21 protein-coding genes are annotated in these 21,688 nt (G+C 63.2%); 13 read left to right on the forward strand and 8 right to left on the reverse strand.

What is annotated here, in order from left to right; translation table 11 throughout:
* Positions 1-52: 52 nt before the first annotated feature.
* The 8 genes from ACOGXH_RS00240 to ACOGXH_RS00275 all read right to left on the reverse strand — a co-directional run bounded on the left by ACOGXH_RS00240 (position 53) and on the right by ACOGXH_RS00275 (position 11,701).
* Positions 53-952, reverse strand: coding sequence for a rhomboid family intramembrane serine protease (locus tag ACOGXH_RS00240; protein ID WP_419927111.1), 900 nt, complete (start codon positions 950-952; stop codon positions 53-55).
* 2 nt (positions 953-954) lie between these two features.
* On the reverse strand, positions 955-3,225 hold the full coding sequence (locus ACOGXH_RS00245) for an arylsulfatase (RefSeq protein WP_419927112.1): 2,271 nt from the start codon (positions 3,223-3,225) through the stop codon (positions 955-957).
* Between the two features lie 7 nt (positions 3,226-3,232).
* Entirely contained in the window at positions 3,233-5,503 is a 2,271-nt protein-coding gene (locus ACOGXH_RS00250) for an arylsulfatase (protein ID WP_419927113.1), read from the reverse strand.
* A 30-nt stretch (positions 5,504-5,533) separates the two neighbouring features.
* Positions 5,534-7,198 carry a flavin-containing monooxygenase gene (locus ACOGXH_RS00255; RefSeq protein WP_419927114.1) on the reverse strand — a complete coding sequence of 555 codons (1,665 nt, stop codon included), beginning with the start codon at positions 7,196-7,198 and terminating at the stop codon, positions 5,534-5,536.
* A 35-nt stretch (positions 7,199-7,233) separates the two neighbouring features.
* Complete coding sequence (locus tag ACOGXH_RS00260) at positions 7,234-8,487, reverse strand: cytochrome P450 (RefSeq protein ID WP_419927115.1); 1,254 nt, start codon at positions 8,485-8,487, stop codon at positions 7,234-7,236.
* Positions 8,488-8,510: 23 nt separating this feature from the next.
* Positions 8,511-9,599 carry an extracellular solute-binding protein gene (locus ACOGXH_RS00265; RefSeq protein ID WP_419927116.1) on the reverse strand — a complete coding sequence of 363 codons (1,089 nt, stop codon included), beginning with the start codon at positions 9,597-9,599 and terminating at the stop codon, positions 8,511-8,513.
* A 77-nt stretch (positions 9,600-9,676) separates the two neighbouring features.
* On the reverse strand, positions 9,677-10,897 hold the full coding sequence (locus ACOGXH_RS00270; RefSeq protein WP_419927117.1) for a cytochrome P450: 1,221 nt from the start codon (positions 10,895-10,897) through the stop codon (positions 9,677-9,679).
* Between the two features lie 18 nt (positions 10,898-10,915).
* On the reverse strand, positions 10,916-11,701 hold the full coding sequence (locus ACOGXH_RS00275; RefSeq protein ID WP_419927118.1) for a class I SAM-dependent methyltransferase: 786 nt from the start codon (positions 11,699-11,701) through the stop codon (positions 10,916-10,918).
* A gap of 52 nt (positions 11,702-11,753) precedes the next feature.
* On the opposite strand from ACOGXH_RS00275, the gene ACOGXH_RS00280 reads away from it, so the two are divergent.
* From ACOGXH_RS00280 to ACOGXH_RS00340, 13 genes are all read left to right on the forward strand, one after another.
* On the forward strand, positions 11,754-12,995 hold the full coding sequence (locus ACOGXH_RS00280; RefSeq protein ID WP_419927119.1) for an acyl-CoA dehydrogenase family protein: 1,242 nt from the start codon (positions 11,754-11,756) through the stop codon (positions 12,993-12,995).
* A 73-nt stretch (positions 12,996-13,068) separates the two neighbouring features.
* Positions 13,069-13,668 carry a sigma-70 family RNA polymerase sigma factor gene (locus tag ACOGXH_RS00285; protein WP_419927120.1) on the forward strand — a complete coding sequence of 200 codons (600 nt, stop codon included), beginning with the start codon at positions 13,069-13,071 and terminating at the stop codon, positions 13,666-13,668.
* 17 nt (positions 13,669-13,685) lie between these two features.
* A complete protein-coding gene (locus ACOGXH_RS00290; protein WP_419927121.1) occupies positions 13,686-13,970 on the forward strand; it encodes a hypothetical protein in 285 nt (94 codons plus the stop codon).
* A 60-nt stretch (positions 13,971-14,030) separates the two neighbouring features.
* Positions 14,031-14,207, forward strand: coding sequence for a hypothetical protein (locus ACOGXH_RS00295; RefSeq protein ID WP_419927122.1), 177 nt, complete (start codon positions 14,031-14,033; stop codon positions 14,205-14,207).
* 18 nt (positions 14,208-14,225) lie between these two features.
* Positions 14,226-15,311: a zinc-dependent metalloprotease gene (locus ACOGXH_RS00300; RefSeq protein WP_419927123.1), complete on the forward strand. Its 1,086-nt coding sequence runs from the start codon at positions 14,226-14,228 to the stop codon at positions 15,309-15,311.
* Positions 15,308-16,231, forward strand: coding sequence for a tRNA lysidine(34) synthetase TilS (gene tilS, locus ACOGXH_RS00305; RefSeq protein ID WP_419927124.1), 924 nt, complete (start codon positions 15,308-15,310; stop codon positions 16,229-16,231). Before ACOGXH_RS00300 ends, tilS begins: the two co-directional genes overlap by 4 nt.
* A 4-nt stretch (positions 16,232-16,235) precedes the next feature.
* On the forward strand, positions 16,236-16,793 hold the full coding sequence (hpt, locus tag ACOGXH_RS00310; protein ID WP_419927125.1) for a hypoxanthine phosphoribosyltransferase: 558 nt from the start codon (positions 16,236-16,238) through the stop codon (positions 16,791-16,793).
* 106 nt (positions 16,794-16,899) lie between these two features.
* Positions 16,900-17,604, forward strand: a complete 705-nt coding sequence (locus tag ACOGXH_RS00315) for an SAF domain-containing protein (protein ID WP_419927126.1) — start codon at positions 16,900-16,902, stop codon at positions 17,602-17,604.
* Positions 17,601-18,347 (forward strand): hypothetical protein, encoded by a 747-nt coding sequence (locus ACOGXH_RS00320; protein ID WP_419927127.1) that lies wholly within the window; start codon positions 17,601-17,603, stop codon positions 18,345-18,347. The genes ACOGXH_RS00315 and ACOGXH_RS00320 overlap by 4 nt, the downstream gene beginning before the upstream one ends.
* Positions 18,347-19,651 carry a CpaF family protein gene (locus ACOGXH_RS00325; RefSeq protein ID WP_419927128.1) on the forward strand — a complete coding sequence of 435 codons (1,305 nt, stop codon included), beginning with the start codon at positions 18,347-18,349 and terminating at the stop codon, positions 19,649-19,651. The genes ACOGXH_RS00320 and ACOGXH_RS00325 overlap by 1 nt, the downstream gene beginning before the upstream one ends.
* Positions 19,639-20,526, forward strand: coding sequence for a type II secretion system F family protein (locus ACOGXH_RS00330; RefSeq protein ID WP_419927129.1), 888 nt, complete (start codon positions 19,639-19,641; stop codon positions 20,524-20,526). The genes ACOGXH_RS00325 and ACOGXH_RS00330 overlap by 13 nt, the downstream gene beginning before the upstream one ends.
* A gap of 269 nt (positions 20,527-20,795) precedes the next feature.
* Positions 20,796-21,401, forward strand: a complete 606-nt coding sequence (locus tag ACOGXH_RS00335; RefSeq protein ID WP_419927130.1) for a type II secretion system F family protein — start codon at positions 20,796-20,798, stop codon at positions 21,399-21,401.
* Positions 21,402-21,482: 81 nt separating this feature from the next.
* Positions 21,483-21,683, forward strand: coding sequence for a hypothetical protein (locus ACOGXH_RS00340; RefSeq protein WP_419927131.1), 201 nt, complete (start codon positions 21,483-21,485; stop codon positions 21,681-21,683).
* Positions 21,684-21,688 lie beyond the last annotated feature (5 nt).

A 21,688-nucleotide genomic window follows, 5' to 3' on the forward strand; every position in this document is an offset into this window, starting at 1 on the left:
CCGTAGTACGTCCCGGCTGGCAGTGCCGTCGGCCTCGGACTCCCCTATCGGGTCAGCGTCGGCGGCGCAGGCGGCGGGCGTGGGCTTCGAGTTGCTTGCGCTGTTTGCGGGTCAGGCTTTCCAGACCTTGGCTGGCTACCTGGTCAAGCAGAGCATCCATCTCGGGGGTGACCGACTCGTCGCGGGTCGGGACTGCCCGCAGATGGTCTCCCCTTCGGGACCGTCGACGAGACCTCGAAGGGCGAGTACTGACCGAAGACTGACCGGAACTCGACGCTAGGGACAGCTTTGGAATCCACGTGAGATTGGTGGCGTAGCCGAACGCCCGAATGCCGAGCAGCGCCACGGCCACCGTGCAGGCCAGCACAATTAGGGCGTATTCGTCACGGTCACTAAGCGCCTGCAACACATCGAGCCCTACGATCACTACCGCGATAACCCAACCGGGAATACCAGGCCAGAACCGGGCCTGGGAGTACTGGGCGGCGAATGCCACCAACACGCCAACCTCTACCATTCTCAAGCCGGCAATACCGCCGGACATACCCGTGATCGCTTCTATGGCTGTGACCAGCACCGCGGGAATGACAGTGAGAGCCACGAGGAAGAAGGCGAACCGCCAACGGCCGAGAAGAGCCTCCAGCTGGGAACCCAGCATGTAGAAGATGGCAAACAGAATGATCGTCCAGAAACTGATTTCGTTGGGAATGGGCCAGGTGATCAGTCTCCAGACTTCTCCTTCCAGAACGCTGCCTAGGGGCATGCCTCGAAAAGTGAGATCTTCTGATAGCAACACCAAATTCCGGTAAATGGGTCCGTATCGGCCCTCAGCTGCTGTGACAATCATCGAAATGATGCCCAGGCCGACTACGAACGCGGTGGTGGAGACCGGAAACGTTCCGATGCGGAACCAGGGGTCGTCGCTGTAGCCGAAGCGTCGCGAGGGATACATGGCTATTGGTGGCGCATGGCGTGGGCCAGCTCGGCGTCGAAATCGAAGGGGGGCAGCGGGCCGGTCTCGATGACCAATGATGCCAGGCCCTCGGGGGCTTCAAATGGCGGCTCATAGTCGTCGCACACCGGGAAGGGCCGGCCATAGCCCACGGTCAGAAAGACTCCATCGGAGGACCAACTGGTAGGCAGGGACACCGGTTGCGCACCCAGACCGATCTCAGCCTCGTCAGCAGTGAGCGTTACCTTGAACAAACCATCCTCGGTCGGGGTCAACTCCGCGCCCACAAAGCGCGCTCCAGCTGGGATAGGGGCAACGGCCCGGTGTTCCCGGCCATGAACCACCGCCACCCAGCGGAACTCGCCGTCGGCCAAAAACATCGTCCAGCCGGAAATCCAGTCGCCCTGTTCGCAGATGATGCCCGCGGCGTCCCGGGGCAAGCCATCGGGGAATGCGGCCACGGCTCGGTAGCCGCCGAACTGCAACGGACCGGTGGTTTCATGCACCTTGTCACCGGGTACCAATTCGTATCGCGACCGCAGCGACATCCAGGGGGCATACATGTGGGCGATGCGGTTGTTCTGGGTGTCGTCGAGGGGGAGCACTCCATTGCGGACGGCTTCGGCGTCCCACAACTCGATTATCTCAGCCAGCTTCTCGGGGTGCTGGTCGGCCAGATTTTGACACTCAATGGGATCGGCCACCGTGTCAAACAGCTCCCACTCGTCTTCAGCGAAGTCATGACTGCCCACGATGGCGTCTCTATCAGCGGCGGTGAACTGGTTGACGTGGTTGGTGACCGCCTTCCAACCCTGGTGGTACATGGCCCGGCTGCCCCAGCACTCGTAGTACTGGCTGGTACGGGCGGCGTCGGGATCGTCGTCAGCGACGATTTGCCGCATGCTGGTGCCGTCGAAAGACATCTGCTCCACCCCGTCGAACACGGTCGGGGGCTGCACCCCGGCCAGATCCAGGATTGTGGGCATCACATCGGTCACGTGGGAGTACTGATGTCGCAGTTCGCCCGGCGTAGCGATCCCGGCCGGCCACGACAAGATCAAGGGGTCGCGCACCCCCCCTTCGAAGGTGTACCGCTTCCATCGGCGGAATGGGGTGTTGCCGGCCAGGGCCCACCCCCAGGGATAGTGCCCATAGGAGCGGAAACCGCCGAGGTCGTCGTAGTGGACCAGCTCCTGCTCTAGGTCGCCTGCTCCCTCGCTGATGTAGTGGCGAATCTGGTTCCAGGTGCCGTCGGGCCCGCCTTCGGGCGAGGCGCCATTGTCGGAAATCAAGGCCAACACGGTGTTTTCGGCCTCACCCGTCGACTCCAAGTGGCCGAGTACTCGGCCGATGTGGTGGTCGACGTGGCTCACGACTCCGGCGTACACCTCCATCATGCGGGCATACAGCCGCTGGCGGACGGAATCGACCTCATCCCAGGGCTCGACCCATTCAGGCCGCTTCGATAGTGCGACATCGCGGGCAACAATTCCCATCTCCTTTTGACGGGCCAGCACTTCTTCTCGCCACACATCCCAACCTTGGTCGAATTGTCCGGCGTAGCGATCGATCCACTCCGGGGGCGCGTGATGGGGGGCGTGGGGGGTGCCGGTGGCGTACCACATCATGAACGGCCGAAGGGGATCGGCCAGACGCAGGTTGCGCAGGTAGCTGATGGCTTGGTCGGCTAGGTCGCCATCGAGGTGGTATCCCTCCTCGGGGGTGGCCGGGGGCTCGATATAGGTCTGGTCACGGATGAGCTTGGGGGTCCACTGGCTGGTCTCCGCGTCAATGAACCCGTAGTAGTGGTCGAACCCGACCCCGGTCGGCCATGTGTGATAGGGCCCGGCGGCCCGCTGGTCCCGTGGCGTGAGGTGCCACTTTCCCACCGCGAAGGTGGCCCACCCCTCAGCTCCCAAGTATTGGGCCAGCGTCCCGGCAGAGTCCGGGATTTGCCCTACATAGCCGGGAAAGTTGACGGGTAGGTCGGTGACCATCCCAATCCCCACCCGATGGTGATTGCGCCCGGTGAGCAGGCAGGCCCGGGTGGGAGAGCAGATCGCGGTGGTGTGGAAGTTGGTGAACCGCAGCCCCCGGGCCGCCAAGCGGTCGAGGTTGGGCGTGTCGATGTCGGAGCCGTAGCACCCCAGTTGGGCAAAGCCGAGGTCGTCCAACACGATGACCAGCACATTGGGGGCTTCGGGATCGTAGGGCCGCGGCACCGGCGGTGACGTTGATTCGGCCAGGGTGAGCCCGATGCGATGTGCGGTCATGGGACGGCTATTGGTGGCGCATGGCGTTGGCCATCTCGGCGTCGAAATCGAAGGGGGGCAGCGGGCTGGTCTCGATGACCAATGAGGCCAGACCCTGGGGAGCCCCAAACGTCGGCTCGTAGTCGTCACACACTGGGAAGGGACGGCCAAAGCCCACGGTGAGAAAGGCCCCATCGGGAGACCAGTTCGTGGGCAGGGGCAACGGCTGAGCCCCCGAGCCGATTTCGGCTTCGTCGGCAACCAGCCTCACCGTGAACAGGCCGTTGTCGGTCGGGTCCAACACTGCGCCCACAAACCGGGCTCCAGTTGGCGCCGGGGCAACAGCCCGGTATTCCCGTGCATACACCACCGCCACCCAGCGGAGCTCGCCGTCGGCCAGGAACATCGCCCAGCCGGAAGTCCAGTCGCCCTGCTCGCAGATGACGCCGGTAGCACCCTCGGGCAAGCCATCGGGGAACGCGGCTACGGCTCGGTAGCCGCCGAATTGCATCGGACCTGAGGTTTCGTGCACCTGGTCGCCGGGGACCAGCTCGTAACGCGACCGCAGCGACATCCAGGGGGCGTAGATGTGGGCGATCTTGTTGGCCGACGTGTCGTCAATGGGTAGCACCCCATTGCGGTCAGCTTCGGCATTCCACAACTCGACCATCTCAGCAACCTTCTCCGGATGCTGGTCGGCGAGGTCGTTCGATTCGGTGGGATCGGCCACGGTGTCGAACAGCTCCCACCGGTCTTCGTAGAAGTCATGGCTGCCAATGATGTTGTTCTTGTCAGCGGCGGTGAGCTGGTTGACGTGGTTGGTGACCGCCTTCCAACCCTGGTGGTACATAGCACGGCTGCCCCAGCACTCGTAGTACTGGCTGGCGCGGTGGTCGGGGGAGCCAGCATCGTCGAGCACGGGCCGCATGCTGACGCCGTCGAACGACATTTGCTCCACCCCGCCGAACACGGTCGGGGGCTGCACCCCGGCCAGATCCAGGATCGTGGGCATCACGTCGGTCACGTGGCAGTACTGGTGGCGCAACTCCTCGCGAGCAGCGATCCCGGCTGGCCACGACAAGATGAAGGGGTCGCGCACTCCCCCTTCGAAGGTGTAGCGCTTCCACCGGCGGAAGGGGGTGTTGCCGGCCAGGGCCCAACCCCAGGGATAGTGCCCCGCGGAGCGGAACCCGCCGAGCTCGTCGTAGTGGGCCAGCTCCAGCTCTAAGTCGTCTTCAGCGTCGCTGATGACGTGACGGAGATGGTTCCAGCTGCCGTTGGGACCCCCTTCGCCCGAGGCGCCATTGTCGGAGATGAGGGCGACCACGGTGTTGTCGGCGTCGCCCGACTGCTCGAGATAGTCCAGAAGTCGTCCCATGTGATGGTCGGCGTGGCTCAAGAAACCGGCGTACACCTCCATCATGCGGGCATACAGCCGTTGGCGTTCGGTGTCGATTTCATCCCAGGGCTCGACCCACTCCGGTCGAGCCGAAAGCTCCACATCAGCAGGGATGACCCCCATCTCTTTCTGGCGGGCCAGCACCTCTTCTCGCCACACATCCCAGCCTTGGTCGAACTGCCCGGCGTAGCGGTCTATCCACTCCGGGGGCGCTTGGTGGGGGGCGTGGGGGGTGCCAGTGGCGAACCACATCATGAACGGCCGATTGGGATCAGCCAGTCGCAGGTTGCGCAGGTAGTCGATGGCTTGGTCGGCCAAGTCGCCGTCGAGGTGGTATCCCTCCTCCGGGGTGGCCGGGGGCTCGATATAGGCCTGGTCGCGAATGAGCTGGGGGGTCCAGTTGTTGGTCTGCCCGTTGAGGAATCCGTAGTAGTGGTCGAATCCAACCCCGGTTGGCCAGGTGTGATACGGCCCCGCGGCCCGCTGATCGCGGGGTGTGAGGTGCCACTTCCCCACCGCGAAGGTGGCCCATCCCTCAGCACCCAGGTACTGGGCCAGCGTCCCGGCAGAGTCGGGAATTTGTCCTGTATAGCCGGAGAAGTTGATGGGCATGTCGGTGAGCATGCCCACTCCCACCCGATGGTGATTGCGCCCGGTGAGCAGGCAGGCCCGGGTGGGAGAGCAGATCGCGGTGGTGTGGAAGTTGGTGAACCGCAGCCCCCGAGCCGCCAACCGGTCCAAGTTGGGGGTGTCGATGTCGGAGCCGTAGCACCCGAGCTGGGAGAAGCCGAGGTCGTCCATCACGATGACCAGCACGTTGGGGGCGTCGGGGTCGTAAGGCCGCGGCACTGGCGGCGAGGTTGACTCGGCCAGGGTGAGCCCAATGCGGTGTTCCGTCATGGGATCAGAAGATAGGCGATTGTTAGCCCACTAAGACGAGACGAGATCGAACCCCTCGTAGCCCGCGGCGGCTACTTGATCGCACTTCGCGGCGTAGTCGGGGAAGCCGGGCAGGGGCATGAACACTCGGGTCTTGCCGGGGATGTTGGCCCCCAGGTACCAGGAGTTGCAGGTGGGGTAAAGCGTGTAGCTGGCCACCAGGTTCACGTGGTCCACCCAGGCTTCGGTGGCCTCCTCGGTGGCCTCGATGTGGCGGTGTCCGTTGGCCCGCATGTGGCTGATGCAGTCGCCGATCCAGTCCACATGCTGCTCTATGCACACGATCATGTTGGCCAGCACGGAAGGGCTGCCCGGGCCGGTGATGGTGAACATGTTGGGGAAGCCGGGGACCCCCAGGCCCAAATAGGTGCGGGGCCCGGCGTACCACTGCTCGGCTAGGGGGAGCCCCCCGCGGCCCTGGATATCGATGCGGAGCAACGAGCCGGTCATGGCGTCGTAACCGGTGGCGAACACGATCACATCCAGGTCGTATTCGGTGCCGTCGGCGGTGCGCAGGCCGCCGGGGGTGATCTCGTCAATGGTGTTCTCGCTGATGTCCACCAAGGTGACGTTGTCGCGGTTGAACGTCACGAAGTAGTCGGTGTCGAGCACCAGCCGCTTGCAACCGATGTAAGTGGTGGGGATGAGCCGCTCCGCTATCTCGGGATCCTTCACCGTCTCGCGGATCTTGGCCTTGACGAAGTCGGCGGCCACATGGTTGGCCTCGGGGGTGCGGGCAATATCGCTGTAGGCGCCGAGGAAGGCGAAGCCGCCGATCTCCCAGCGGGTGTCGAACTCCTTGAACGCCTCCTCCACCTCGACATCGAGAACTGAACCTTCGTTCCAGTCAAAGCGGGCGCCCAGCGCACCTTGCTGGGACTTGTTCTTCTCGCGGAGCCTGCGATAGTCGGCCTTGACCTCGGCTTGCTCGACCGGGTCAAGAGGGTGGTTGCGGGCCGGTATGGCGTATTGCGGCGTGCGCTGGAACACAGTGAGATGCTCGGCGGTCTCAGCAATCACTGGAATGGCCTGAATCCCCGAGGAGCCGGTGCCGATCACACCGACCCGCTTGCCGGTGAAGTCGATGCCCTCTTTGGGATAGCGGCCGGTGTGGCACACCTCGCCTTCGAAGGTGTCGGTGCCCTCGATGTCGGGAACATTGGAGGACGACAGACAACCCACCGCGGTGATCAGGTACTCGGCGGTCACCAGATCGGCGTCGGGACCGGCGGGGGCGTGGTTGTGGTCGATGTGATCCACCGCTGGGGCGCTGCTAATGAGCCAGCGACCGGATTCGTCGTCGAAGGCCGCCTTGGTGACCTTGGTGTTGAACTGGATGTCCCGATAGAGGTCGTAGCGCTTGGCCACGTGCTGGGCGTAGCGGAGGATTTCGGGCTGACCCGGATAGCGCTCGGTCCACTCCCACTCCTGCTCCAGTTCAGGATCGAAGCTGTAGCAGTACTCCAGGCTCTCCACATCGCAGCGGGCGCCGGGATAGCGGTTCCAGTACCAGGTGCCGCCCACATCGTCGCCGGTCTCATAAGCCTTGGCGGTCAGCCCCAGTTGGCGAAGCTTGTAGAGCATGTAGATGCCGGCGAATCCGGCGCCGATCACCACGGCGTCGTAGTGGACAGGATTCTGGTCGTTGGTGCTCATGGTCGTTGGGGAGTGGTTCGGGTGGGGAACGGCAATCAGGCGGCGGGGCGCAGCTTGTATCGCACCGGCAGCTTCTTGGCGCCAACGATCAGGTTGGACTCGGTGCGAACGATGGGGCCAGCCGGTTCGATCTCGACCACCCGCTCGGCCAACTGCTTGATGAGGGCCTGGGTGCTGGCTCGGGCCAGGTGCGCCCCCAGGCAGTAATGCTCGGCCCAGCCGAACCCCAGATGGCGATTGGGATGACGTCCGATGTCGAAGTCGTTGGGGCGGTCGAACACCGTCTCATCCCGATTGCCCGAGGCGTAGAACATGACCACGAAGTCGCCTTCTTTCACCGGCTGACCGGCCACGGTGGCATCAGCCATGGCGGTGCGCTTCATGTAGTTGACCGGGGTGGACCACCGAACCACTTCTTCCACCGCATCTTTGATTAGTTCCGGGTTTTCCCTCAGCCGCTGAAGCTGGTCGGGATTGGCCAAGAACGCCTCTAGTGCCCCCGACAGTCCATTGCGAGTGGTGTCGTGCCCGGCTGTGAACACGATGAGGTAGTAGCCAAAGGTCTCGATCTCGGGCAGGGCCTCGCCGGTGGGCAGATGGGCATTGGCCAACATGGTGGCCAAGTCCTCTTGGGGATTGGCCTGGCGGTCTTTGATGATGCGGTCGAACATGGCGTAGAACTCCAAGCCCACTTCCAGGCTGGCCTCGTAGCGGCTGTCGGCCTTCCGCTGGTAGTCGGGATCGTCGCCCGACAGCAGCTGCTGGGTTAGAACCAGCAGGCGCTCCTCATCGGTTTGGTCGATGCCCAGAATGGTGGATAACACCCGCAGCGGATGGCGCTGGGCGATGACATCCACGAAATCGCACTCCCCTTCGTCGCCCAGGCTGTCGAGCAGGGCCTTGGCGCTGTCGTGGACGATCTGGTCGAGCTGGCCTATGCCCCGGGGGGTGAAGAACCCGCTGGCCACCTTGCGGTAGAGCCGATGCTCAGGCGGATCCATGCTGATGATGGTCCGCATTTGGCTGATGATGCTGCCGTGCTTCTCCAAATCGGCAACCTGCTGGTCACTGCGCAACGCGATGCTGTCGGCCTCGTTGCTGAACAACTCGGGCTGCATGGAGACTTCGATGATGTCGGCATGGCGGGTTACGGCCCAGAAGTTCTGGTAGCCGTCGGGCTCGCACCAATGCACGGGGGAGTTCTGGCGCATCCAGGCCATCAATTCGTGGGGATGCCCGTTGGCGCCGTAGCGCTTGGGGGAGATGAGATCTAGGGGGTCGACGTCCACAAATGGAACGTTAGTGCAACCCCTTACTGACTCAATATTCCGCTGCTTTGGATGATTTCTTCGGTGGCCTCGAAACCTCCGCCAAGGGCGTCGAAATCGACCGAGCCGATCGATAGAGCCGAGAGCGGGGGGAGTACCGGGTTGGGTTCGACACCGCCAGCAAGGGGGTATTCGAACGTGTTTCTCGTGAAGAAGTGCTGCACGGAGGGCGAAAGCAGGTAGGAGATGAGGCTCTGGGCCGCTTCTCGGTCAGACACGTTGGTAGTCATGGTGGCGGCGGTGATGATGAGCAGTGAGCCGATGTCCTCATCGGAGAGGTCGTAGTTGGCCGCTAGATGCTCCTGACCGGCCGCTTCGGCATCGGCGGCCAATCGGTAGTTGTAGTAGTGGTTCACGAGGCCCACGTCGATCTCGCCCCGGGCGGCGGCCTCCACGATGGCCACGTTGTTGGGGTAATAGCGGGCGTCGTTGTCCACCATGTCGCTCAACCACTGGGTGGCCACGTCGCTGCCGTACTGGTCTCGGAACACGGTGAACCAGTCCACGAACGATCCGTTGGTGGCTGGAATGGCCACCCGTCCCCTCCACTTTGGATCGGTGAGCTCGAACACCGAGGTTGGTAGCTCCGAGGGTGGCACGATTTCGACGTTGTGGACCAAGACCCGCTTCCGGCCGGAGAAGCCGATCCAGGTGCCGTTGTCTCCTCGATGGTCATCGTCGACTAGATCCAGCACGCTGCTGTCCATTGCGGTGAGATGGCCATTCGCCTCCAGGAAGCCCACCGGCCCGGGAGAGCGGGAGATGAAGACGTCGGCTTCGGTGCGGTCGCCCTCGGTGTCAATCAGAAGGGCCAAGTCGGTGGACGAGCCCCAGCGAACCCGGACTGATGTCCCGCTTTCGCAGGCGAATGCGTCGTACACGGGCTTCATCAGGTTCTCGCTCCGACCGGAGTACACGGTGACCGACGACCCGTTGTCGTCGGCGCACTTGCCGTCATAGACGGTGGCGGCAACGCCTTCGAGTTTCGTGCCGCCATCGCCGCCGCAGGCCGCAGCCAAAAGGGCCAACGCGATCAACGCGCCAGCCAGCCCAGTACGGGAAATCTTGTTCATGAGCGCAGAACCCTAGGGTGGCTGCGTCAGTCTGTCAAGTTAGCCTAACAAATATCGTATAGACGGCAAAATGGCTTCTAGGCAGCCGGTTTGACCGCCTTCCAGCGCAGAGGAAGCTCGACATAGCCGTCGACGAGGGTGGAGTGCAGGCGGGGCAAGGTGCGGGGATCGTCCACCCCCAGCTCCAACCCCTCGAATCGGCTGACGATGGCCTCGAACATCATGTTGGCCTCCAAGCGGGCCAGCGACGCCCCCAAGCAGAAGTGGGGACCGCCCGCGCCGAAAGCCACGTGCTGGCTGGCATCACGGGTCACGTCCAGCGAATCGGGGTCTTCAAAGGCCCGCTCATCCCGATTGGCCGAGGAGTACCAAATCACCACGGGCTCGCCGGCCTTTATCTCCTGCTCCCCCACCACGATGTCGTAGCTGGGTCGGCGCACGAACTGCATCACCGGAGTGGTGAAGCGCAACAGCTCTTCAACAGCGTTGGGGATGAGAGTCAGGTCGTCGCGGAGCATCTGTAGTTGGTCGGGGTTTCGGATCAACTCCATCGTGCCGGTGGTGATGAGATTGCGGGTGGTCTCCGAGCCAGCATTTTGCAAGAGCATGAAGAACACATCGATCTGCATCTGATCTAGCGATTCCCCGTCGACCTCGGCTTCCATGAGCACGCTGATGAGATCGTCGTGGGGCTCTTTTTTGCGGATCTCGCACATTTGGTCGGCATAGGCGAACATCTGCGCCCCAGCTTCGACCATCTCCTCCATGGTGTACTTTTCGTCGAAGCCAAACGTCATCTCGGTCCAGTGGAAGATCTGGTGGCGGTCTTCCTCGGGTACGCCCACCAAGTCGGCGATCACCTGCAACGGCAGTTCCACCGCAATCTCGCTGACCATCTCGCAACCGGTCTTGTGTGCGACCTGGTCGATCAGTCGGTCGACTTGGGCCTGGATCCGCTCCTCCAAGTCCCGCACGCGGCGAGGCGTGAAGCCCCGGTTGACCAGCTTGCGCATCTTGGTGTGATCGGGCGGGTCGAGGCTGATGAGAAACTGCGAGTTGGAACCGTCGTCAACCACCGGCGCCGAATCTCCGGCCAGAAACGGATTGGGTTGGTTCTTGAAGCAATCCGAATCGCGGGAAACCCGTTGCACATCGGCGTGGCGGGCAACGTTCCAAAAGCCGCCCCACACAGGGTGCTCGCACCAGAACACCGGCTCGGTGTCCCGCTTGTGGCGGAAGTAGTCATGGGGGAATCCGCTTTTGAAGGTGGCGGGGTTCCAAAGTTCCAGGGTTTCCATCTCTGCCTCCTCAGTTCTCTAGTTCGAGGGCTTCCGGCCGACCACGGCGATCGAGACTGTGCTCATCATGACAAATCCCGGCGCTCGAACCTGAGCCAAGGCCGTTTCGCCGTCTTCGGCACTCACTAGGCCGGCTTCCACCAGCCGGGGTATGGCCCGCTCCAAAGCCATGAACCACCACTCCCCTCCCGGCTCGCCGGGTCGCATGGCCCACACATCGCCGATGATGTCGATGTCGGCTGCCCCCAAGTCGCGAAAGCGACCGGTCAGCCGCACGCCATAGTCGGCGTCGCGCCACTCGGTCGTCGTCCCCATCGACACGAAGCGGTGGACGGTGGCATAGGGCTCGGGCAGAGACTGCTCGGCAAAGGAAGCGAAGGCGCCGTCTTCGGCCACCAGCCAGCCGCCGGGAACCAGGGCGTCCCACAGCTTCTCGATCACCTGGTCGCGCTCGGGAAGATGCTGGAGAACGGCCCGGGCGTGGACAAGGTCGAACGCGGATTCGGGTGCCGGGTCGCTGGTCACATCGTGCTGTTCTACCACCACATTGGGCAGCACTGGGCGGTGGAATTGGAGGTCGACATCGGTGGACCACACCGTGCCGTCGGGTCCAACTCGCTTGCCCAGCCATGCCGATACTGAACCCGCCCCGGCCCCCACCTCCCAGCACCGCCACCCCGGACTCAGCCCCGTGCCGTCCAGGATGCGTCGGGTGCGAGGGTCGCGGGCTTCAGACAGCATCTCGAGGCGATTGCGCTCAATCTCCACCTCTTCGTCGCGAACTCCGTATCGATCCTCAGCCATGTGTGCTCCCCTCTGCTCCCCTTCTCTAGGCGCAGTACCGTATCGTCGCAGCGTGGGCGAGCACTCAGAGGACACCCCGAAGCAAGCGGAATTCCGAGCGGAGGTGCGGGATTGGCTGGAAGCCCGAGCCCCTCTACGGGAGGACGGCGACGGCTGGTCGACCCGCACGACCCACCCTGATGCCGCGGCCGAGAAGGCCCACATGGACCGGTGTCGGGCGTGGCAGCGGGAGCTGTTCGACAGCGGCTGGGCGGCCATCGACTGGCCTGTCGACCATGGCGGCCGGGGCGGCGAGCGCTGGCAGCGGCAGATCTTCCAGCAAGAGGCCGCCCAGTTCGACGTGACCAGCGGGTTTCTCGCCGCGGGCATCGCCCTGGCCGGGCCGGCCATCGGCCATTTCGGGACCGAGGAGCAAAAGGCCCGCCACTTGAAGCCCATGCTGCGAGGCGATGTGGTGTGGTGCCAGCTGTTCAGCGAGCCGGGTGCCGGGTCGGATCTGGCCAACTTGGCCACCAGGGCCGAACGAGACGGCGACGAGTTCGTGGTGAACGGCCAGAAGGTGTGGAACTCCTCAGCCCATTTGTCGGACTGGGGAATCCTGTTGACCCGCACCGACCCCGACGCCCCCAAGCACAAGGGAATCACGTTCTTTTTGGTCGACATGGCCACGCCCGGCGTGGACCCCCGACCCATTCGCACCATCAACGGGTCGGCCCACTTCAACGAGGTGTTCTTGAGCGACGTGCGGATCCCAGCAGAGAACGTGCTGGGCGATGTGAACAATGGATGGGCGGTAGCCCGTCTGGTGCTGGCCAACGAGTCCACCATGATCGGCGGCGGTATGGATCGGGCCGACAGCACGGCCAACCTGATCGCATTGGCTCAGCGGTGGGGCACGGCCCAGGATCCGATGGTTCGCCAAGGGCTGGCCCAGGCCTACACCAAGGAGAAACTGCTGGATTGGATGGGCCGGCGACTGCAAGAAGACGTGCGCCGGAGCCGTCAGCCCAGCTTCGATGGCTCGGCGTTGAAGGTGTACTGGTCGGAGAGCCGCCGGGACCGGGGCAACCTCGGTGTGGGGATGCTCGGGGGATATGGAGTGGCCGGCGACCACGCCGACACCGGGGTGTGGGCCAACGAGGCGCTGAACCGGTTCTGGGGGTCGATCGGCGGAGGCACCGACGAGGTCCACCGCAACAACATGGCCGAGCGGGTGCTCGGCTTGCCCCCCGAGCCCCGGGTGGACAAGCACGTCCCGTGGCGGGAGCAGGTGGGCGGAACCGGCTCAAGATGACCTCTTGAATTCACCTCTTGTTCATCTCGGTCGCGATCGCACTTGCCGATTGCGGAAGTAAACTGGCCCCAACATGGCTGACCAAGCCACTTTCGCCGACCAGGCCATGGTCTACATGGACCAGCTCTATTCGGCGGCCCGGCGGATGACCCGGAATGCGGCCGACGCCGAAGATCTGGTGCAGGAAACCTACCTGCGGGCCTACCGGGGATTCGGCAACTTCCAGGAGGGCACCAACCTGCGGGCCTGGCTGTTCCGGATCCTCACCAATGCATTCATCAACTCCTATCGGAGCAAGCAGCGCAAGCCGCAGTCGGTGGACCTGGCCGGGGTCGAGGACCTCTACCTGCACCAGCGGCTGGGAGGCGACACCAAAGCCGCCCTAGGGGCCAGCGCCGAGGACGTGCTGATGGAGACGATCACCGAATCGGAGATCATCGACGCCCTGGAGTCGTTGCCCGAGGAGTACCGGATTGCCGTCCTATTGGCTGATGTGGAGGGCTTCGCCTACAAGGAGATCGCCGAAATTTTGGACGTGCCCATCGGCACGGTCATGAGCAGGCTGCATCGGGGAAGAAAAACACTGCAAAAGCGGTTGTTAGAGTTCGGAAAGACAAGGGGCTGGGTGGATCCACCCGACCCCGACCGGGCGCCGGCTCCGGCTGGCATCTGATTATCGGAGGCACTGCGATGACGAGGGATGAGCCTTGCTTGGGGGTTCCCAATCAATGCGACCTCTCGCGCCAGCTCATCGCCCAGGCCCTGGACGGCCAGCCCAGCGTGGAGGACGTCAGCCGAGTACGCATCGAATTGGCCAGCTGCCTTCCCTGCGTTCAGATCCTCGATGTGGAGGTGCAGTTCAAACTGGCCATGGGTCAGGCCTGCCGTGAGTCGGCCCCCGCCTCCCTTCAAATCCGCATTACCGAGACCCTCCAACGGGTGGTGCTCGACGACCTGGACATCCAAGATTTTTGAGCAAGCTCAGCCGGGTTGCCCGGCATGGAGTCTCCCCAAGCAGACCACTAGGGTGGACGCATGGATTTGATCGCCGCCGTGGTGTGGCACTGGTGGATCGCCCTGCTGCTGGTAATCGGGACAGTTCCCTTGGTGATCGCCACCATTGTCGGCTACTTCACCAAGGTGGTCGGCCCCCGCTACAACAGTCGGCACCAGCGGGAAACCAGATCACAGAGTGCCGACGACACCGACTAGTAGCAGCGGAAATCGCCGGTGGTTGTTGCAGCCGATCCAGTCGATTGGCGGCTGGCTGAGCGAGTAGCCAAAAGAGTCGGCGGCCACGAGCCGTTCCTCGACTCGTACCACTACCGCGGCCTCTCCCCTGAGCTGACCGAGCTGACCGCTCAAGCCGAAGAGCTGGTGGCCGCGGAAACGGGTTTGAAGTCGATGTCGGGGGCGGCCCGGGCCCAGGTCACCACCAGGGCCGGTTGGGTGGCCGCCAATGTGGCCTCCTTCCAGCGGTTGCTGCGCCCTGTTACCGACAAGATGGCCGAACGGGTATCGCATTCGTGGTTCGCCCCGGTGGCCCAGCGGGTGAGCGGCACCGAGATGGGGGCAGTGCTGGGGTGGATGTCCACCCGGGTGCTGGGCCAGTACGACCTGCTCATCATCGAAGACGACCGGCCCGAAGACCAGGACATGGTCTATTACGTGGGGCCCAACGTGATGGCTCTCGAGCACAAGCACGGATTCGACCCCCGCCAGTTCCGGCTGTGGCTGGCATTGCACGAGACCACCCACCGGGCGCAGTTCACCGGCATCGAGTGGCTCCGCCCCTACTTCCTGGGCCTGGTGCAAGACGCCCTCGATGCGGCCGAACCCGACTTGGAGCACTTCAAGCAGGTGGCCAAGCAGGTGCTGGACGCCCGCCGACGGGGCGAGGACCCGCTGGCCGACGGAGGCCTCCCGGCACTTCTGGCCACCCCCGAGCAGAAGGTGGTGCTGGATCGCATCGGCGGCATGATGAGTCTGCTCGAGGGCCACGGCGACATCACCATGGACCGGGCCGGCGCCAACCGCATCCCCGATGCCACCCGGTTTGCCCGAGTGCTACGCCACCGCCGCAACTCGGCCAAAGGGGTATCCAAGATGGTGCAGCGCATCATCGGCATCGAGGCCAAGCTGAACCAGTACGCCGCCGGCGAGGCGTTCATCGAGACGGTGGAGGCCCGGGGCGGGCCCGAGCTCTTGAACCGAGTGTGGGAGTCGTCCGACAGGCTGCCTACCATGACCGAGATCCGCAACCCCCAGCAATGGATCGACCGGGTCAACGGCACCCCCGCCGAAGCGGCCGTTTGAGCGAGGAGATCTCCTCCGAATCGGCCCCCGAGCGTGCGGCCGTCGAATTCCCCGAACTGCTGGCGCGCTGCACCTTCCCTCCCGCGGGCACCGCGGTGGACTGCGCGGTGTCGGGCGGGCCGGACTCGCTGGCCCTGCTGGTGCTGGCCTCAGAAGCGGGCTGCGCGGTGACCGCCTGGCATGTGGACCACGGGCTGCGACCGGGCTCGGCCGCCGAAGCCGAGGTGGTGGCCCAGGCGGCCGCGCGCTGGGGGGCAGCCTTCGAGGCCCGAACAGCGCATTGCGAGCCTGGACCCAACCTGGAGGCCCGAGCCCGCCAAGCCCGCTACGGGGTGCTTCCCGCAGGCGTGCTCACCGGCCACACCGCCGACGACCAGGCCGAGACGGTGCTGTTGAACCTCATGCGGGGTGCAGGATTGGACGGCTTGGCCGGCATCGACCCGACTCGCCGACCGCTGTTGGGACTGCGCCGCCACGAGACCCAGGCGCTGTGTGAGGCCCAAGGGCTGGAGCCGGTGCAAGACCCGTCGAACCTCGACCCCGCTCATCGCCGCAACCGCATCCGCCACGAGCTTCTGCCCCTGCTCTGCGACATTGCCGAGCGCGATGTGGTGCCGATCATCGCCCGAGGGGCCAGTCTGACGGCCGGAGTGCGCGACCTGCTCAACGAGCTGGCCGCCGCTATCGACCCCACCGACGCCAAGGCGGTGGCCGAGGCCCCCGAGCCCCTGGCTCAGATTGCACTGCGGCGGTGGATCCAGCGCGAGACCGACGCCGACCACCCGCCCGACGCCGCTGCCATCGAGCGGGTCATGGCTGTAGTTCGAAATGAAGCTCGATCCACTGAAATTGGCGGAGGCTGGCGGGTCACCCGATCTTCCCAACGGCTCGGCCTGAACAAGTGGACGACACTAGGTTGACCCCGTGTCCACCGCGGCAGACAGTGGCAACGGCGACCCCGGCCCGATCCTCATCTCCAACGAGGAGCTGACCGCCTGCATCACCGACCTCGGCACCCGCATCACCGCTGACTACCAGGGCCGAGCTCCCCTGCTGGTGGGGGTGCTCAAGGGCGCTTTCATGTTCATGGCCGATCTGGCCCGGGCCATCGAACTGCCGGTGGAGTTCGACTTCATGGCGGTGTCTTCCTACGGCAGCTCCACCCGCACCAGCGGAGTGGTGCGGATCGTCAAAGACCTCGATCTGGATTTGGCCGGGCGCGACGTGATCCTGGTGGAGGACATCATCGACAGCGGCCTGACCCTCAACTACCTCCGCAAGAACCTGGCCGCCCGCAACCCGGCCAGCCTGGAAGTGTGTGCCCTGCTGGTGCGCAAGGGCCGCCAGTACGAAGACCTCGACCTGCGCTACGTGGGCTTCGAGATCCCGCCCGACTTCGTAGTGGGCTACGGCCTCGACGTGGGCGAGCGCTACCGCCAACTCCCCCACATCTGCCAATATCAGCCGAACAGCAATCCATAGAATTAGTTGAAATACACCTTGCTTTACTGAACGGGGTGTGGCAGATTGAGGCCATCGGAGCAACTCGACGGCTCCCCTCCCGACATATCGGTAACAGCCCATGCGGATGGCAAGCGAGGATCGTCGGCGTCAGCTTCCCTGGGTGATACTCGGACTGACCGTCACCCTCACCTCAGCGATCATCTTCGCCCTATGGGCATCGTCGCTCAGCAACCGCACCGCGGTAGCAGTGGCCAGTCGAGACATCCCCACTGGCTCGACGGTTGAGATCAACGACCTGCGGGCCGTGGAAATGGCCAGTGGGCAAGGCGCGGGCTTCGTGCCGATGGCCGATTTGGACTCCGTGGTTGGGCGCATTGTTCGGACCGCAATTCCCAAAGGGACAATCCTCCACCCTGGGCTCTTGTCATCGAGTTCGCCAATCGATGGGAACATGGCCATAGTCGGTGCAGTTCTCCATCCCGGTGAATACCCGATCGCCCAACTCGGACCCGGTCAACAGGTCGGAGCGGTGACCATCAGCCAACACCATGGTCACTACGAAGCGACGGAGCGCAACCAGACAAGCCTGACCGTCTTGCCAGACGTCGTAAGCACGACCATTCGAGCCACAGTGGTTGAAGTAAGCGAAGTGCTGGACTCAGGCCAAGATGCCCTGTTCGTGTCGCTCCTGGTCCCCGCGGACGATGCTGTGCCCATTAGCAACTCAGCTGCCAACCGCGAACTGCGGCTCATTCTCCTGCCCGAGGAATCTCCTCCAACAGCCGGCCCCCCAACCCGCCAGCAAACAGCCACCGGAGCAGTTCCATGAGCATCATCGCAGTGGGAAGCGCAAAAGCCAGCCCAGGCGTGACCAGCTTGTCGGTTGGACTCGGACAGTCGTGGGAACCGACCACCGGTCGACCAGCCGTCTTGGTTGAAGCGGATGGAGACGGCGGAACATTGGCCGCTCGATTCGGGCTGGCTTCCACACCTTCATTGGTGGAGCTTTCGGGTACTGCTCGACACGAATTGACAATCAGTCGGTTGCAAGCCAGCTGCCAGCCGCTGGCCGGACAGTTGCCTGCTCTGGTTGCTCCCGGATGTGGCGAAACCACAACACGGATTCTCTCCCATCTGGCAAAGCGATTGTCAGACGGCCTTGGGCATCTAGACGAAATCGACGCGGTGATCGACGTCGGTCGGGTGCGGCTTGACTCCCCAGCCGCCGAACTCATCAAAGGCTGCGACCTGCTCCTCCTTGTCGTTCAACCTCGATTCGAGCAGCTCGTCCCCCTGGTTCACCAGGCCCGAAGGGTTCTCTCATTGGAAATCCCAACCGCTTTGGTCTGTGTTGGTGACAGGCCTTACCCGCCGACGGAGATGGCAAAGGCTTCTCAGCTCAATCTATTGGGGGTAATGGCGCACGAACCGCGAGTGACCGAAGCGCTCGTCGGCGGGTTTCCCGCCACCCAGCGTCATCGCCGCTTGTTGCTGTGGCGAACACTTACCGAACTCGTTCATCGAATTCACTCCCGCATGGAAGCTGCGGCCGGCAATCGGGAGGCGGCATAGTGGCACTTCCCCTCATCGACCGCGTGCTCTCCATGGTCACCCACGAGCTCGAGCAAACCGAGACAACCCGGCTCGGCAACCGTCTAGAGCAAAAGGCACTGGCCAGGCAATTCATACTTGAAGCACTTGACGTCGTAGCTGCCGATAGAGCCAGAGCGTTTCTTCCCCCCCTCGATCAAGCTGAAGAGTCTCGAATAGCCGCCGAGGTTATGTCCACACTGTTCGGACTCGGGCCCATCGATCGATTGCTAGCTGACGAAACAGTCGAAAACGTAAGTGTGAACGGATGTGACACCGTCTGGGTCCATCATGCCGGGGGCGAAAAGCGTCGAGTGGGGGCCATCGCCGACTCGGATAGCGAACTGGTCGCTCTCATACGCAGGGCGGCGGCCCGTCTGGGCCGCAACGAACGACGGTTTGATATCGCCAACCCCTTTCTTGACTTGCGACTACCCGACGGATCCCGCCTGAATGCGGTAATGGCGGTATCGGAGCGTCCGGCGGTATCGATTCGCCGACATCGCCACGAGCACGTCACCTTGGCCGATCTTTGCGAACTGGGCACCTTCGACGAGACCCTCAGGGATTTCCTGAGCGCAGCGGTGAGTGCCCGAATGAGCATCATTGTTTGCGGTGGAACCAACGCAGGAAAGACGACGCTGTTACGAGCTCTCTTAAACGCCTGCGACGCCGACGAGCGATTGATCACCATAGAAGATCGACTCGAGCTGGGTCTGGCTGCAGACCCCGATCGGCATCGCGACGTGATCGAAATGGAAACCCGAACAGCGAACATCGAGGGAACTGGTGAGATCACCATGCAGCAGCTGGTTCGCAACGCATTGGCCATGTCGCCTGACCGGTTGATTGTGGGAGAGGTGCGGGGTCCCGAGGTGGCGGACATGCTGTCGGCACTTTCCACGGGCAACGACGGATCGATGTGCACAATCCACGCCAACTCCTCCCAGGCAGCATTCAGCAAGATCGCCACCTACGCCCTGCGATCCACCGAGCACATCCCGGTCGAGGCTACCAACCGTATGATCGCGGAGAGCATCGACTTCGTCGTCCATGTAGGCAGGGCTCGCGACGGCCAACGTCAAGTGAGGTCCGTTCGCGAGGTCACCGGAGCTTCGTCGGGCGAAGTGAACAGCATCGAGGTATTCACGGCCAACGGTTCAGACACAGCCCGGCCATGTGCCGAATTACAGCATTCCACCCAACAGCGGTTGGCCAGTGCTGGGTTCGACCATTCTTCATTGGAGTGGGAGCCAGCCCACGAGGATCTCACATGTCCACACTGATCGGGGCGCTAATGGGGTCCGCCTTGGGTGCTGGGGTGTTCACCACATTTGTGGCATTGCGCGGCTTCCATTCGAGGCCGGGTACACGCTCCCGGATTTTGGGAAACTGGTTCCACGGAACGCTCACGCCAGCGGCGGTTCGCCTAGCCATTGCCTTAGCCGGGGCCATAGCGGCAATCGCGTTCACCGGATGGCTGGTCGCCGGATTCGTCGTGGGCATTGCTCTATTCGTCTCGCCAACGGTGCTACGGGCGAAGTCAAGTCGCAACCGGGAAATTGATCGCCTGAACGCCCTGGCCACCTGGGTAGAGATGTTGAGGGACACAATCAGCGCGGCATCGGGTTTGACCGAGACACTGAAGGCCACTGCGAACTCCGCGCCAACGATTTTGCGTTCCCCCGTGAGGCAACTAGCTGCCCGCGCTGAGCGGGAATCCCTTCCTGAAGCCCTGGCAAAATTTGCCGACGAGATCGACCACGCAGTTGCCGACACTGTTGCGGTATCTCTAGGACTGGCGGCAACCAATCAGGTGGGTTCCTTGCAGGAATCGCTAGCTGAGCTAGCCGAGAACACTCGTCGAGAAGTGTCAATGCGCTTGCGGATCGAGTCTTCCCGTGCTCGCCAATTCGCTTCGGCTCGCCTAATAGCCGGGGTAGTGGCCGTGTTCTCCATTGCCATGGTGGGCTTCAGCAGAACTTACCTGGCTCCCTTCGGCACCGCGTCGGGACAGGTAGCACTGGCCACGATTGGCGGGCTGTTTATCGGATCGGGGATTGCGCTTGAGAGAATGAGCCGGTTCAGCGGCCCGCCCCGGATCCTGGAGGTGCATCGGACCCCTCCTGCACCGAGCCCAGCCAGCGAGCTCTCCCGATGACTGTCGGTCTAGCGATAGGCGCAACGATCGGCCTTGGCCTCACGGCAGCATTGCGGGGGCTGTTTCCCCCCAGAGAACCATTGCAAGTCCGACTGGGCGAGCTAAGCCAACCAATTGACCGGACCAGTCAGTCGGAAACTCACCGGGATCGAATGGGCCGTGCCGCAGCGCAGTCGTTGGGTCGCTTGGCATTTCGAGGACAACGAGTTGAGCACGACCTCAGAGCTGCTGGACAGAGCCCGGAATCCCTCGCGCTGGCCAAACTCGGGATGCTGGTCCTCGGAGTGGGACTGCCTGTTGGTGTCTGGATCATTGCCTGGATAGCGCAGGCGTGGGTCTCCCCAACAGTCGTGGTCTTGGCGTCAATCTTGGCGGGAGGCCTCTTCTTCTTCATTCCAGATCTCTCGCTGCGAGAAAGGGCCCGCAAGCGGCGCCGAGAACTACGGAACCAGATCAGCACCTATCTGGACATAGTGGGTCTCCACTTGGCGGGAGGTTCGGGTATGGAAAGGGCATTGGATGAAGCGGCAGATCAAGGCTCTGCCTGGGGATTTTCCGAGATTCAAAGGGCTTTGCGGCAAGCTCAGCTGGCCAACGAACCGCCATGGACTGCTCTAGAGAGGCTTGGTCGGGACTTTGGATCGCCAGAACTAGAGGAATTGGCGGCATGGCTGATGCTCGCTGGCACTTCCGGATCAAGAGTGCGATCGTCCTTGCACATCAAGGCGCGTGGTTTGCGAGAGCGAGCGTTGAACGAAGCAGAAATGGAAGCCCAGCAGGCTACCGAGCACATGTCACTTCCGGTGGTCCTCATGTTCTCGGGCTTCTTGGGACTAATCGGCTATCCGGCAGTGGCGGCCATTCTCAACTCATGAGTGGCGATAGGAAATATGCCGGGAGACATGGACTTATCGGCGTATTGAATCGCCCCAAACGACATCCGGTAGGAGATGACGATGAGAGCGACCTCCAAGTTCTATGAACTGGTTGCCTTTGCGTTGACGTGCCTCGAGCAGCGCATTCGCCGGGCATGGAATTCCGAACGGGGGGATGTGACCTCAACAGTGATCATCATTGCGGTCTTGGTCGCCGCGGCGGTAGCTGCTGGAGTAGTAATCACAAACTTCATCACCGGCCAAACCAACAAGATCAGCTGATCGGC

The organism is Candidatus Poriferisocius sp., assembly GCF_965208355.1.
In the GTDB taxonomy this organism is placed as follows: Bacteria; Actinomycetota; Acidimicrobiia; order Acidimicrobiales; family Bin134; genus Poriferisocius.